This is a genomic window from Pseudomonas sp. S3_C06 (assembly GCF_054667675.1).
The window spans coordinates 261,148-275,547 of sequence record NZ_CP162747.1 but is presented as its reverse complement, the minus strand read 5'-3'; the positions used below and the strand labels follow the sequence as shown (position 1 = coordinate 275,547).

Sequence of the window (14,400 nt, the reverse complement as noted above, 5' to 3'; positions counted from 1 at the left end):
ATTGATAGCCACCTAACGAAAGGTGCATGCTAGAGGGCTCGTTCGGCTCTTATATCATTCCGAATGATAGTTACCTTTGCTTCATTCGATTCGTGCCATCACACCTCGCCGAGCATCATCCGCCCATCTTCAATACATTGGCGGATGCATCCATGGAACAGTCACTCAAACATTTGCGCTTCCCGTTGGCCATGTTGGCCGTACTGGTGATGAGCGCCTGCGGCAAGACTCCGGAGACTGCCGCCACTATGCCCGCTGCGAAAGTCAGCGTGGCCAAGGTGCTGGAACAACCGGTCAACGAGTGGGACGAATTCACCGGGCGCCTCGAAGCGCCAGAAACCGTTGAAATCCGTCCACGGGTCTCCGGCCAGATTGACGAGGTGGCTTTCACCGAAGGCGCACTGGTCAAGAAAGGCGACCTGCTGTTCCAGATTGACCCGCGCCCGTTCCAGGCTGAGGTGCGCCGCCTCGAAGCACTGGTCGCCCAATCCCGCGCCAACGCCACCCGCAGCGAAAACGAAGCCGGTCGTGGTGAACGTCTGCGTGCCAGCAACGCCATTTCCGCCGAACTGGCCGACTCGCGCACCAGCGCCGCTCAAGAAGCCCGCGCCGCCGTCGGTGCCCTGCAAGCGCAACTGGATCTGGCCAAACTGAACCTGAGCTTCACCCGCGTAACCGCGCCGATCAGTGGCCGCGTCAGCCGTGCCGAAATCACCGCCGGTAACCTGGTGACCGCCGACACCACGCCACTGACCAGCGTGGTTTCCACTGACCGCGTCTACGCCTACTTCGACGCCGATGAGCGTGTGTTCCTCAAATACACCCAACTCGCGCGCAACGGTCAGCGCGGCGCGACCACCCCGGTGTACATGGGCCTGTCCAATGAAGACGGCAACCCGCACCTCGGCCAGATGAACTTCGTCGACAACCAGGTCAACCCGAAAACCGGCACCATCCGTGGTCGCGCGGTGTTCGACAACCGCGATGGCACCTACACCCCGGGCCTCTACGCACGCCTGAAACTGGTCGGCAGCGGCACCTACAACGCCATGCTGATCAACGACGAAGCGGTCGGCACCGACCTCGGTAAAAAGTTCGTACTGGTGATGGATGCGGACAACAAAACCGCATACCGCGCCGTTGAACTCGGTCCGAAAATCGAAGGCCTGCGCATCGTCCGTAATGGCCTGAACAAGGACGACACGATCATCGTCAAGGGTCTGCAACGGGTTCGTCCTGGCTCCCCGGTCACCCCTGAAGTGGTGCCGATGGCCAGCGAACAGACCATCGCGGCACTCGCTCAACAACGTCAAGCGCTGGAAGCCAGCAACCTGCCCAAAGTCGCCCCTGCCAAAGGTGCGTCCGGTTCGGTTGTGAAGCTGGCTGCTACGACCCCACGCGGTTAAGGGACGACAACTCCGATGAATTTTTCCCAATTCTTCATTTCACGGCCGATCTTCGCAGCGGTGCTGTCGCTGCTGATCCTGATCGCCGGTGCGATCTCGCTGTTCCAGCTACCGATCAGCGAATACCCGGAAGTCGTGCCGCCAACCGTGGTGGTGCGTGCCAACTTCCCGGGCGCCAACCCTAAAGTCATCGGTGAAACCGTGGCCGCTCCGCTGGAGCAGGCCATCACCGGCGTCGAGAACATGCTGTACATGTCCTCGCAGTCGACCGCCGACGGCAAGATCACCCTGACCATCACCTTCGCTCTGGGCACTGACCTGGACAATGCGCAGGTCCAGGTGCAAAACCGGGTGACCCGTACCGAACCGAAGCTTCCCGAGGAAGTGACGCGCATCGGTATCACCGTCGACAAGGCCTCGCCCGACCTGACCATGGTTGTGCACTTGACCTCACCGGACAAACGCTACGACATGCTCTACCTGTCCAACTACGCGATCCTCAACATCAAGGATGAGCTCGCTCGTCTGAACGGTGTTGGTGATGTGCAGTTGTTTGGTATGGGCGATTACTCGCTGCGGGTCTGGCTCGATCCGAACAAGACCGCTTCGCGCAATCTGACAGCGACCGATGTGGTCACCGCCATTCGTGAGCAGAACCGTCAGGTCGCGGCCGGCCAACTCGGTGCGCCGCCTGCCCCGAATGCCCAGAGCTTCCAGTTGTCGGTCAACACTCAGGGCCGACTGGTCAGCGAGGAAGAGTTCGAGAACATCGTCATTCGCGCAGGCGACAATGGTGAGATCACTCGCCTCAAAGACATCGCTCGCGTTGAGCTGGGCTCTAGCCAATACGCACTGCGTTCGTTGCTGGACAACCAGCCGGCGGTGGCCATCCCGATCTTTCAGCGTCCAGGCTCCAATGCCATCGACATCTCTAACGATGTTCGCGGCAAGATGGACGAGCTGAAGAAAAACTTCCCGCAAGGCATGGACTACAGCATCGTCTATGACCCGACGATCTTCGTGCGCGGTTCGATCGAGGCGGTGGTTCACACCCTCTTCGAAGCACTGATCCTCGTGGTACTGGTGGTGATCCTGTTCCTGCAAACCTGGCGCGCCTCGATCATTCCGTTGGTGGCGGTGCCGGTATCGTTGATCGGTACGTTTGCGGTGATGCACCTGTTCGGCTTCTCGCTCAATGCGCTGTCGCTGTTCGGCCTGGTACTGGCGATCGGTATCGTGGTGGACGACGCCATCGTGGTGGTGGAGAACGTCGAACGGAACATCGAACTCGGACTGACACCGGTCGAAGCCACCAAACGGGCGATGCGTGAAGTGACCGGCCCGATCGTTGCCACGGCGCTGGTGCTGTGTGCGGTGTTCATTCCGGCGGCCTTCATTTCCGGTCTCACCGGGCAGTTCTATAAGCAATTCGCACTGACAATCGCCATCTCGACAGTGATCTCGGCGTTCAACTCGCTGACCCTGTCGCCAGCGCTGGCCGCTGTATTGCTGAAAAGCCATGACGCACCGAAAGACCGCTTCTCCAAGGTGCTCGACAAGATCTTCGGTGGCTGGCTGTTCCGTCCGTTCAACCGCTTCTTCGACCGTGCCAGCCATGGCTACGTCGGCACCGTGCGCCGGGTTATCCGTAGCAGCGGCATCGCCCTGCTGTTGTACGCAGGTTTGATGGTGCTGACCTTCTTCGGTTTCTCCAGCACGCCGACCGGTTTCGTACCTGGTCAGGACAAGCAATACCTGGTGGCTTTCGCACAACTGCCGGACGCCTCGAGCCTGGATCGCACCGAAGACGTGATCAAGCGCATGTCCGACCTGGCACTGAAACAGCCAGGCGTGGAAAGCGCCGTAGCGTTCCCGGGCCTGTCGATCAACGGCTTCACCAACAGCCCGAACGCCGGCATCGTCTTCGTGACCCTGAAACCGTTTGATGAGCGTAAAGATCCGAGCATGTCCGCCGGTGCAATCGCCGGGGCCTTGAACGGTCAATACGCGAACATTCAAGAGGCGTACATGGCGATCTTCCCGCCACCGCCGGTACAAGGTCTGGGCACCATTGGTGGTTTCCGCCTGCAAATCGAAGACCGGGGCAACCTGGGCTACGACGAGCTGTACAAAGAAACCATGAACATCATCAACAAGAGCCACAGCGTGCCGGAACTGGCCGGGCTGTTCACCAGCTACACGGTGAACGTGCCACAGGTCGATGCCGCCATCGACCGTGAAAAAGCCAAGACCCACGGCGTGGCCGTCAGCGACATCTTCGACACCCTGCAGATCTACCTGGGTTCGCTGTATGCCAACGACTTCAACCGCTTCGGGCGTACCTATCAGGTCAACGTTCAGGCCGAACAGCAGTTCCGCCTCGAATCCGATCAGATCGGCCAACTGAAAGTCCGTAACAACAAAGGCGAAATGATCCCGCTGGCGACCTTCATCAAGGTCAGCGACACCTCGGGCCCGGATCGCGTGATGCACTACAACGGCTTCATCACCGCAGAAATCAACGGCGCGGCTGCCCCGGGCTACAGCTCCGGCCAGGCCGAGAAAGCCATCGAGAAACTGCTGAAAGATGAGCTGCCGAACGGCATGACCTACGAGTGGACCGACCTGACCTACCAGCAGATTCTGTCCGGCAACACCGCGCTGTTCGTGTTCCCGCTCTGCGTACTGCTGGCGTTCCTCGTGCTCGCCGCGCAATACGAAAGCTGGAGCCTGCCATTGGCGGTGATCCTGATCGTACCGATGACTCTGCTGTCGGCCATCACCGGGGTGATCATCTCGGGCGGCGACAACAACATCTTCACCCAGATCGGCTTGATCGTACTGGTGGGACTGGCGTGTAAGAACGCGATTCTGATCGTCGAATTCGCCAAGGACAAACAGGAAGAAGGCCTCGACCCGCTCGCTGCGGTACTCGAAGCTTGCCGTCTGCGTCTGCGGCCGATCCTGATGACCTCCTTCGCGTTCATCATGGGTGTGGTGCCACTGGTGTTCTCCAGCGGTGCCGGTGCCGAGATGCGTCACGCCATGGGTGTGGCAGTGTTCTCCGGGATGCTCGGGGTGACCTTCTTCGGTCTGTTGCTGACGCCAGTGTTCTACGTACTGATCCGTAACTTTGTCGAACGCGGCGAAGCCCGCAAAGCGGCCAAAGCTCTGAAACTGGAGGCGCAACAATGAGTCTGAAAGTCTTCCTGCCGAGTCTGCTGGTGCTGGCCCTCAGTGCCTGCGCCGTCGGCCCCGACTACAAGACCCCAGCCACGGAGGCGGCCAATATCACGGCCGTCACCGACGGCGCCGCCGGGCAAAAGAACTTCGACCGTTCGAAATTCGAAGGCATCTGGTGGCAGCAATTCGATGATCCAACCCTCAACCAGTTGGTGACCCAGTCGCTGCAAGGCAACCGTGAACTGCGCGTGGCGTTCGCCCGCTGGAAAGCCGCCCGGGCGATCCGCGACGACGCCAGCAACGACGCGATGCCGACCATCACCAGCCGCGCCAGCAGTGATCTGGCCAAGGGGCAAATCCCCGGCCAGACCACCAACCGGGTCAACAGCGAACGCTATGACCTCGGTCTGGACATGGCCTGGGAGCTGGACCTTTTCGGCCGCATCCAGCGCAACCTGGAAGCCAGCGACGCCGATCAGCAAGCTGCGGAAGCCGACCTGTATCAACTGCAAGTCACCATGATTGCCGAACTGGTCGACGCTTACGGTCAACTGCGTGGCGCTCAGCTGCGCGAGAAGATCGCCGTGGCCAACCTGAACAACCAGCAGGAGTCGCGCAAAATCACCATCAGCCTGCGTGACGCCGGCGTTGGCGATCAGCTCGATGTCGAACGCGCCGATGCGCGTCTGGCCTCGGTCGAAGCCAGCGTGCCGCAATTGCAGGCAGAACAGGTTCGCCAGAAAAACCGTATCGCTACCCTCTTGGGCGAGCGTCCGGACAAGCTGACCGTCGATCTGAGTCCTAAAGACTTGCCGGCGATTGCCAAGGCTCTGCCAATCGGTGATCCGGGTGAACTGTTGCAACGTCGTCCGGACATCCTCAGCGCTGAACGCCAACTGGCTTCGGCCACGGCGCGCATCGGCGTGGCGAAAGCCGATCTGTTCCCACGGGTCAGCCTCAGCGGCTTCCTCGGCTGGACGGCCGGGCGTGGTTCGCAGATTGGTTCCTCGGCGGCCAACGCCTGGGCTCTCGGTCCGAGCATCACTTGGGCAGCATTTGATCTTGGCAGCGTGCGCGCCCGTTTGCGTGGCGCCGATGCCGATGCCGAAGGCGCCCTGGCGACCTACGAGCAACAAGTGCTGCTGGCCCTGGAAGAATCGGAAAACGCTTTCAGTGATTACGGCAAACGTCAGCAACGCTTGATCTCGCTGATCCGTCAGAGCGAATCGAGCCGCAAGGCTGCCGACCTGGCGGAAATCCGCTATCGCGAAGGTACGACCGACTTCCTTGTGTTGCTCGACGCCCAGCGTGAGCGCCTGAACGCCGAAGACAGCCAGGCCCAGGCCGAAGTCGACCTGTATCGCGGCATCGTCGCGATCTACAAAGCCCTTGGCGGTGGCTGGCAACCGGAGACAGTGGCCAGCAAGTAATCGATTGTTAAAGAGCTCCTTTGGTTGGCCGCAACCAACCAATTTTTTTGCCCCGCGTATCATTCGGTCGCGGGGTTTTTTTGTGCCTTTTTTCCAGTGTTGTTTTCCAGGACGGTAACGGTGGCTGTGGTGCCTGCGCGCAAGCGATCCTTGCCGGCATAGCCGCCATCAATCTCGATCCGCACCGGCACCCGCTGTGCCAGTTTTACCCACGTGTAACTCGGATTGATGTTGGCCAGTAACCGGCTGCCCGGCGCGTTCTCCCGGTCGGCGATGGCGAAGGCAATGCTCTGCACCGTACCGTCGAAGGACTCCCCGCTCATCAATTGCACGCGTACCCGATCGCCCTCCTCGATCCGTGGCAGTTTGGTTTCTTCGAAGTAACCGCTGATGTAGAACGAATCGCTGTCAACCAGCGCCAACAACGCGCCGCCACTCACTGCGTAGTCACCTTCGCGAGTCAGCAGGTTAGTGACATAGCCACTGACCGGTGACTCGACGCGAGTGCGCTGCAAATCCAGTTCGGCCTGGGTCAACGCGGCAATCGCCAGTTGTACGTTGGCCTCGGCCAGGCCGAGATTCGCCTGGTTGCGTAACAGGTCGGCCTGAGCCACCGCCACGTCGGTACTGGATTTTTCCCATTCCTCCCCGGAAATCGCGAAACCCTGCTTGAGCGTACGCCGCCGACGCTCTTCGCTTTGCCGCTGTTTGAGCAACGCTTCGCTGGCAACGATCGCCGCTTGCGACTGACCCAGCGTTGCCTTGGCCACTTCCACCTCGCGGCGCGAGTGCTCCACTGCCAGGCGGTAACGCGCCGGGTCGATCTCCATCAGCAGTTGGCCCTTGTCGACATGCTGGTTGTCCTGCACCGCGAGGCTGACAATGCGCCCGGAGACATCCGCCGACAACGTCACCACATCCGCCCTCACCCGGGCATCGCGAGTCCACGGTGCGCGGGTGTAATGCTCCCAGGCAAACCAGCCAAGCACGATCGCCAGCAACACCACCGACAACGTTATCAAGCGAGTGAGTAACACTTTCAAGGCTCAGGCTCCCATCAGCAAAATCAGCGTGGCACAGACGCAGGCATACAAAGCGCCTTCGAACAGCGCTTCATGCCAGACCAGACGCAGTACGCCCAAGCGCCGCAACCCCCAGTCCAGCACCATGAATATCGGTATGGCCAACAATAACGCCTGGGCAATGGGCGGCAGATAGACGCCGCCGATCTCGAAATCAATGGGCAAGAGCTGCGTCTCCTTCCGGGACAGAACGCTGGAGGGTTTCACCATGGCGCTGCAGAAATGACACGACGATCAACAACGCCACGCGCATACGGAACAGCGACCAGACATGCTCATGACTGGCGACGTGCAACTCGTCCAGTTCATCGCCCAATACGTGCAGTGTGTCGAGCAAGGGGGCCAGTTGAACGTCCTGCCGCCCGGCCACAAAACGCCCGGTCTTGCGCAGGGCCGAAGCCAGGCGCTGAGTGAAGGTGTCCGTCAGCAGCGCGTTGTTCTGTGCCTGTTGTCGCAATTGATGCATCGCTACACCCAGTGCTACGCATGCCAGGCTGATTTCATACAGTTGCTGCATGGCGCGGCTGTTCGCCGCCGGCAGCAGACCGAGCATGCTGGTCAAGCGGTCGACCATGCGGCTTTCAAAGGCAAATTGCTGTTCATCGGTGGCCGGCAACTTGCTCAAGGCATACACCTGTTCGCGCGCTTCGTTGTACAAACGACGAATGCGCAGCGCCGGGCGGAACGGAAAAACCCATGCGTAGACGATCAACGCCAGCATCGCCGCGCTGACATAGGCGCCGGCAAACTCGAACCATTGAATGGCGGTGTTCTGCCCGGTACCGACATTCTGCGGACCGATCATCAGGAAGCTCGACAAGCCCAGCCCCATGCCGATGCCGGCCGTCGCAGGGCTGGCCAGTCCCACCGCGATGACATACAACAACGGCGCGATCATCAGCGCCAACGGTTCGAAGTCACTGATCGAGGGCACCAGCATGAACTGATAAAGCGCCGACACCAGCAACGCCAATCCCAACCCCCGTGCGTAGCTCTGCGCCGCCAGCAATGGTCGCGGAAACGTCGCCATCAGCGAGCAGAGGATGCCCACCAGAATCATCCCGCCCCGCGCGCCGTCCCACGCGGTTTCGATCCAGATCAACCCGGCCACCAGCAACGCGGTGAAGGCGCGGATGGCGTTCATTGACGCCAGCGTGAAATCCAGGTGCAGCGGGCTCGCCTGACCGCGATAGAGGCAACTGGCTTCTCGCCCCTCCTGAATGGCATCGCTCAACTCAAGGATCTGTTCGAGCTGCTGCAGCAGCCGCGCCTGCTCCCAGCGCAACGCCCACGCGAGGGAACGCAGCGTGGCACTCATGTCCTCGGTCAATTGTTCGGCCTCATAGGCCAGGTCATCGAATTGCTTCTGCAGAGTGATGAAACGATGACGCGCATCGGCCGATACCGAACGTCCCTGCTCCGCCAATTGATCAAGAACCGCGAGCTCTTCGGCGCGCAGCCGCTGGACTTCCAGTGGCAGCTCGCCTTCCCAGCGCTCGGTAAGCAATTGCCGCTGATGCCGCAACGCCGTCAGCCGCGAGGTGAGCAACATCAACTGATTGCCGAGCAACAGCACCAGATTGTTGGCGCTGCGCAAACGCGGCGCATCGAAATACAAATGCCGCCGCAAGCCTTCAAGTGCGCTGATTTCCCCGAGCAGCTGCATTTGCCGGCGCTGGAAGTCAGCCTCGCTTTCTTCGGTACGAAGCACCGCCGCAGCGTGACTGGCGGCGAGTTTGATGACCTGATCGACCTTGGCGAAATAACCCTTGGCCACGGCTTGCGGGCGGGCCGTCAGCAGACTGACCACACACACGCACGCCACGGCCAGCAAGGTTTCGGTGACGCGGGTAACCGCCAGCAGGAATGTGCCGTCCTGATCCGGAATCGCCAGCAACGCCACCACCACAGCGGTGTATCCGCTGAGTACAAACGCCTGCGAACTGGTGTAGCGCAGCAATGTGCCGCCGGCCGTGCACAGCGCCAGCCAGAGCGCCAGGGTGGTAATGAATGGCAGCGGAGCCTGAGGAAAGATGGCCATGATCAACACCGCCACCGCCGCCCCGAGGGTCGTGCCGATCACCTGACCGAAACTGCGCGCCAGCGCCATCCCGGCCAGCGGCTGGCTGACAATGACCACCGCCATGATCGACCACTTGGGCTGATCGAGGTCGAACAGAAACGCCAGATACAATGTCAGCAACCCTGCCGCAATGGTTCGCAGGGCAAACAGCAGGACGGCCTGACCCGGATGGATCACCGCCTTGAAATAATTGACCAGGGCTTGCATGGGCACACTCATCGCAACGACTTCTGCAAGCGTAGACACTGCATCGAAAGCCTGACGGGTAACAGAGTCGACGCAGCGTGTAGGGCGATTCGCATGCACAGGGTTTGACTCGTGGGCCGAGCTGACCGAAGCTTGCCGCTCTGCTCAAGTACGCCTGTTTCGGAAACCTGCATGCCTCAGTCTCGCCGCTACCTGTTTATCAGCCTGGGCCTTGTGCTTGTCATCATCGTGGCCTGGTTGTCCGTGCGCAGCACCTCCCCGGTCATTCCCGACGCGATTAAACACGGCTACAGCGAAGCGTTGAATGCCGCGCGCACGGGTGAGCCGGGCGCGGCGCGGCAGTTGTATCAACAACTGGGCCGGCCGGACATCTCGGTCAAGCGCCGCGTGTGGCTGCATGGCGAGCTGCCTAACTACCCGAGTCCACAGGCGTTGAAGCTGGCCGACACCGACCTGCAGAACGAATCCCCCGCCGTGCGGCTGGCGGCGATCAAAAGCGTGGTGGGACTGGTGCCGGGCGGGCAGCGCAGCCTGTTGCTCGGGCCGATGCTTGAAGATGAAGATCAAACCGTGCGTTTTGCCGCGATCAACGCCCTGCTCGGCTTGACGCCGGATGAACTGGGTCTGTATTTCGCACCGCTGCAACAAGCGATTGATGGCTGGGAACAGACCCTCAAGGCACAGCCCGAAAGCGCCGCCAACTATGCACAACTGGCTCGCCTGCATATCCACAACGCTGAACTCAAAGAGGCCCAGGTCGCACTCGACAATACCCTGCGCCTGGAACCCGGCAATTTGCAGGCACTGGTGATGCAGATAGATGTCCTCGACCGCCAGGGCCAAAGCGATGCCGCCCGGCAATTGCTGGGCCAGCAACTCAAGGCACAACCAGATTCGGCCTATCTGCAACATGCCTTGGGTTTGTGGCTGTTGCATCACGATCAGCGCGAATACGCCCTGCTCGGCTTGTCCAAAGCCGTCGAGCTTGAGCCCGACAACAAGGATTACCGCTACGACCTCGCCACCACCCTGCACAGCGCCGAAGAACTGGAAGCGGCGCAGAAGCAGTTGCAGGAAATCGTCCAGCGTCACCCCGCCGACCGCAAGGCGCGGGTCTTGCTGATCAATTACTGGAAAGAAAGCGGCCAACTGCAGAATGTGCAGATTCTGTTGGCTCAGCTGGAGCAGCTCAATCCAGATGATCCGGCGCTGCAACAAGGCCTCTGACCCATTTTCGACAGCTCTCTCGACACATCTCGCAAGGAATTTCGGAACTGCCATCACGCCAAAGGGTCAAGTTAATCAGGCCACTCGATTCAGTCGACGGCCTCGCTTCCCCTAGTCATGAGAGGGCATTTTTTGTCTACTTCTAACGAGTTGATCAGTGCGAAAGCCGCTACCGGCATTGTAGGTCTGGACGACATCCTGGCCGGTGGCTTGTCTCGCGGTCATGTTTTCCTGCTGGAGGGTGAACCCGGAACCGGCAAAACCACGGTCGCTTTGCATTTTCTCCTCGCTGGCGCGAAAGCCGGCGAACGCTCGTTGTACATCACGCTCTCGGAAACCGAGCGCGAACTAAGGCAAGGGGCGTTGTCCCACGGCTGGACGCTGGATGACAACATCAAGATCTTCGAGCTGACGCCCCCGGAAAGCCTGCTCAATGCTGAACACCAGCAGAGCCTGCTGTATTCCTCTGACCTGGAACTGGGCGAAGCCACCAAGCAGATTTTCGAAGCGGTCGAACGCTTCAAGCCCACGCGTGTGGTACTCGACAGCCTGTCGGAAATCCGTTTGCTGGCGCAAAGCTCTTTGCGCTATCGCCGGCAGATCCTGGCCATCAAGCATTACTTCGTGCGTTACAACGCCACGGTACTGCTGCTCGACGACCTCACCACCGAGTCCCTCGATAAAACCGTGCACAGTGTCGCTCACGGGGTGATTCGCCTTGAAGAGCTGACGCCCAACTACGGTGCCGAGCGCCGACGCGTGCGGGTGGTCAAGTACCGTGGCCAGAAATATCGCGGCGGTTTCCATGACTTCACCATCATGGGCGATGGCGTGCATGTGTTCCCACGCCTGGTAGCGGCAGAACATCGCGGCGACTATGCGCGTTTGCAGCTGTCCAGCGGCATCCCGGAAATGGACGCGCTGCTCGGCGGCGGCATCGAGACTGGCTCAAGTACGCTGATTCTCGGCCCTGCCGGTACCGGTAAATCGCTGATCTCGATGATCTTCGCCGCCGCTGCCGTACTACGCGGGGAAAAAGCCGCGCTGTTTATCTTCGATGAAGAACTCGGCCTGCTGTTCGAGCGTATGAAAAACATCGGCATCGACCTCAAGGCGTTGCAGGCTACCGGTAATCTGCTGATCGAACAGGTCGACGCCGCGGAGCTGTCGCCGGGCGAGTTCTCCCATCGCGTGCGGCGCTGCGTCGATGAAGGTCAAATCAAAACCGTGGTCATCGACAGCATCAACGGCTATCAGGCGGCAATGCCGGAAGAAAACGCGTTGGTCCTGCACATGCACGAGCTGCTGCTGTACCTCAACCGCAAAGGCGCGGCGACATTCATGACCGTCGCCCAGCATGGTCTGGTCGGCGACATGCAGGCGCCGGTCGACATTACTTATCTGGCTGATACGGTGATTCTGTTGCGCTACTTCGAAGCACTGGGCAAAGTCCGCCGCGCGATCTCGATCATCAAGAAACGCACCGGCAGCCACGAATCGACCATTCGTGAATACCGCATTTCCACCCAAGGCATGACCATCGGTGAACCGCTGGAAGCCTTTCAGGGCGTACTGCGTGGCGTGCCCACCTACCTCGGCGCGAGTAACCCGCTGTTGCAGGAAGAGCACTTGTGACGGTTCAAGTGCCGCTGGCCGAACGGGCGCTGATTCTGGCGCCCGTGGGTCGCGACAGCCAGATTGCGCTGATGATCCTCAACGAAGCCGGTTACGAAGGGCTGGTCACCCCCGGTCTGGGATCGCTGTGTACCGAACTGGAACTGGGTGCAGGTCTGGTGCTGGTCGCCGCCGAAGCGTTGCGCGGGCCGGAACTGGAAGCGCTGTTCCTGCATCTGGAACAGCAACCCGCCTGGTCGGATCTGCCGATTGTGCTGCTGACCCACCACGGCGGTCAGGAACAAGGCCCCTCCTCGCGCCTGAGCGATCTGCTCGGCAACGTGACCTTCCTTGAACGCCCGTTTCATCCCGCAACACTGGTCAGTATGGTGTCCGCCGCCCTGCGTGGCCGACGACGACAATACGAAGCCCGCGATCGGCTGGTCGATCTCAGTGAAAGCGAACGGCGTTTGCAGTCGACGCTGGAAACCCTTGAGCAGCAGGTCGAAGAGCGCACCGCACAACTGCGGCACAACGAAGAAGCCCTGCGTCAGTCGCAGAAAATGGAAGCGGTCGGCCAGCTCACTGGCGGTATCGCCCACGACTTCAACAACATGCTGACCGGCATCATCGGCAGCCTCGAGTTGCTGCGTCGGCGCCTGGCCCGTGGGCGTCTGGACGACCTCGACAGCCTGATCGATCTGGGTGTGACGTCGGCCAACCGCGCTGCGAGCCTGACCCACCGTCTGCTGGCGTTTTCGCGCCGGCAATCGCTCGACTCAAAAGCCGTGCAGATGAACACCCTGGTGCTGTCCATGGGTGAACTGCTGCAACGCAGCCTCAACGAAAGCATTCAACTGGACATGCGCCTCAACGACAAGCTGTGGGTCGCCGAGGCTGACCCCAATCAGCTGGAAAGCGCCCTGCTCAACCTGGTCATCAATGCCCGCGACGCCATGCCCGACGGCGGCAAACTGGTGGTCGAGACCAGCAATCAGGTGCTCAAGCGCGAATTCACCGAGGCCTACAGCAATCTCGAACCCGGTGATTACGTGATGCTCAGCGTCACCGACAACGGCAGCGGCATGCCACAAAGTGTCATCAACCGTGCGTTCGATCCGTTTTTCACCACCAAACCGATTGGCCAGGGCACGGGCCTCGGCCTTTCGATGATCTACGGGTTCAGCAAGCAGTCACGTGGCCATGTCTCGATCGACAGTGAAATCGATGAGGGCACCACGGTCAGGCTCTACCTTCCACGTTTTCGCGGTGAAGAACTGGAAAGTCCCGACACAGACATTCAACAGGCTCCGGATGCGCTGGACGGCGAAACCGTGCTGATCGTCGAGGACGACCCGGCCGTGCGCGTGCTGGTCTGTGCGGTGCTCGGTGAATTGGGTTATGCCTTTGTTGAAGCCTGGGATGCCGACAGCGCCGTGCCGATTCTGAACTCGACACAGCGCATCGACCTGCTGATCAGTGATGTCGGCCTGCCGGGCATGAACGGCCGGCAACTGGCCGAGGTTGGCCGTCAATATCGGCCTGGCTTGAAGGTCTTGTTCATCACCGGATACGCCGAGCACGCGGCAGTGCGTGGCGGCTTCCTCGATTCGGGAATGCAGATGATCACCAAACCGTTCACGTTCGATCTGCTGACCGCCAAGGTGCGCGAGATGATCAAAAGCTGAAACGCTGAAACTGTAGGAGCTGCCGCAGGCTGCGATCTTTTGATCTCGTTTTTAACGATCAACATCAAAAGATCGCAGCCTGCGGCAGCTCCTACATGGATATCAAGCAAGCAATTCCTGAATCTTTTCCTGCAACACATCCAGATCGAACGGTTTTTCCAGGATCGGCGCCTTGCGCGTGATCGGGCTGCCGGTTTCGCGGATTTCCTGCGGATAACCGCTGATGAAAATCACCTTCAGGTCCGGGCGCAGCTTGACGGCCGGTTCGGCGATCTGCACGCCGGAGATACCGCCCGGCAAGCGGAAGTCGGTGATCAACATGTCCAGATGCGGCTTGCTCGCCAGTATCTCGAACGCCTGCTCGCCGTTTTCGGCCTGCAACACGCGATACCCCTGCCCTGACAGGTAATCCGTCAGGACCATCAAGATAACCGGTTCGTCCTCGACGACGAGTACTACATCTTGTGCATCTACGCTCAT

The 14,400-nt window shown here is 60.3% G+C and carries 10 protein-coding genes; 6 read left to right on the top strand and 4 right to left on the bottom strand.

The window, feature by feature from the left end; genetic code table 11:
• The first annotated feature begins 152 nt into the window (after nt 1–152).
• The 3 genes from mexE to AB4N44_RS01110 are packed head-to-tail and all read left to right on the top strand — an operon-like array spanning nt 153 to nt 6,019.
• Complete coding sequence (mexE, locus tag AB4N44_RS01120) at nt 153–1,406, top strand: multidrug efflux RND transporter periplasmic adaptor subunit MexE (RefSeq protein ID WP_127927306.1); 1,254 nt, start codon at nt 153–155, stop codon at nt 1,404–1,406.
• A gap of 15 nt (nt 1,407–1,421) precedes the next feature.
• Nucleotides 1,422–4,601, top strand: coding sequence for an efflux RND transporter permease subunit (locus AB4N44_RS01115; protein ID WP_150652736.1), 3,180 nt, complete (start codon nt 1,422–1,424; stop codon nt 4,599–4,601).
• The gene (locus AB4N44_RS01110) at nt 4,598–6,019 is read left to right on the top strand and encodes an efflux transporter outer membrane subunit (RefSeq protein ID WP_150751519.1); all 1,422 of its coding nucleotides are present in this window, start codon (nt 4,598–4,600) and stop codon (nt 6,017–6,019) included. Before AB4N44_RS01115 ends, AB4N44_RS01110 begins: the two co-directional genes overlap by 4 nt.
• A 59-nt stretch (nt 6,020–6,078) precedes the next feature.
• Here the strand turns inward: AB4N44_RS01110 and AB4N44_RS01105 are convergent, their stop codons facing one another.
• Genes AB4N44_RS01105 through AB4N44_RS01095 form a run of 3 tightly spaced genes read right to left on the bottom strand, consistent with a single transcriptional unit; the run spans nt 6,079 to nt 9,391 of the window.
• Entirely contained in the window at nt 6,079–7,062 is a 984-nt protein-coding gene (locus AB4N44_RS01105; protein ID WP_460110653.1) for an HlyD family efflux transporter periplasmic adaptor subunit, read from the bottom strand.
• A gap of 3 nt (nt 7,063–7,065) precedes the next feature.
• Complete coding sequence (locus AB4N44_RS01100) at nt 7,066–7,266, bottom strand: DUF1656 domain-containing protein (protein ID WP_016987298.1); 201 nt, start codon at nt 7,264–7,266, stop codon at nt 7,066–7,068.
• A complete protein-coding gene (locus tag AB4N44_RS01095; protein ID WP_460110654.1) occupies nt 7,256–9,391 on the bottom strand; it encodes an FUSC family protein in 2,136 nt (711 codons plus the stop codon). Before AB4N44_RS01095 ends, AB4N44_RS01100 begins: the two co-directional genes overlap by 11 nt.
• Before the next feature lie 171 nt (nt 9,392–9,562).
• Here AB4N44_RS01095 and AB4N44_RS01090 point away from each other — a divergent pair, with 171 nt between their 5' ends.
• The 3 genes from AB4N44_RS01090 (at nt 9,563) to AB4N44_RS01080 (ending at nt 13,920) form a co-directional block, all read left to right on the top strand.
• On the top strand, nt 9,563–10,618 hold the full coding sequence (locus AB4N44_RS01090; RefSeq protein WP_127927298.1) for a tetratricopeptide repeat protein: 1,056 nt from the start codon (nt 9,563–9,565) through the stop codon (nt 10,616–10,618).
• Nucleotides 10,619–10,750: 132 nt separating this feature from the next.
• Entirely contained in the window at nt 10,751–12,253 is a 1,503-nt protein-coding gene (locus AB4N44_RS01085; protein WP_038367629.1) for an ATPase domain-containing protein, read from the top strand.
• Entirely contained in the window at nt 12,250–13,920 is a 1,671-nt protein-coding gene (locus tag AB4N44_RS01080; protein WP_127927293.1) for an ATP-binding protein, read from the top strand. The genes AB4N44_RS01085 and AB4N44_RS01080 overlap by 4 nt, the downstream gene beginning before the upstream one ends.
• A 102-nt stretch (nt 13,921–14,022) precedes the next feature.
• Here the strand turns inward: AB4N44_RS01080 and AB4N44_RS01075 are convergent, their stop codons facing one another.
• Nucleotides 14,023–14,400 (bottom strand): response regulator, encoded by a 378-nt coding sequence (locus tag AB4N44_RS01075; protein ID WP_003225116.1) that lies wholly within the window; start codon nt 14,398–14,400, stop codon nt 14,023–14,025.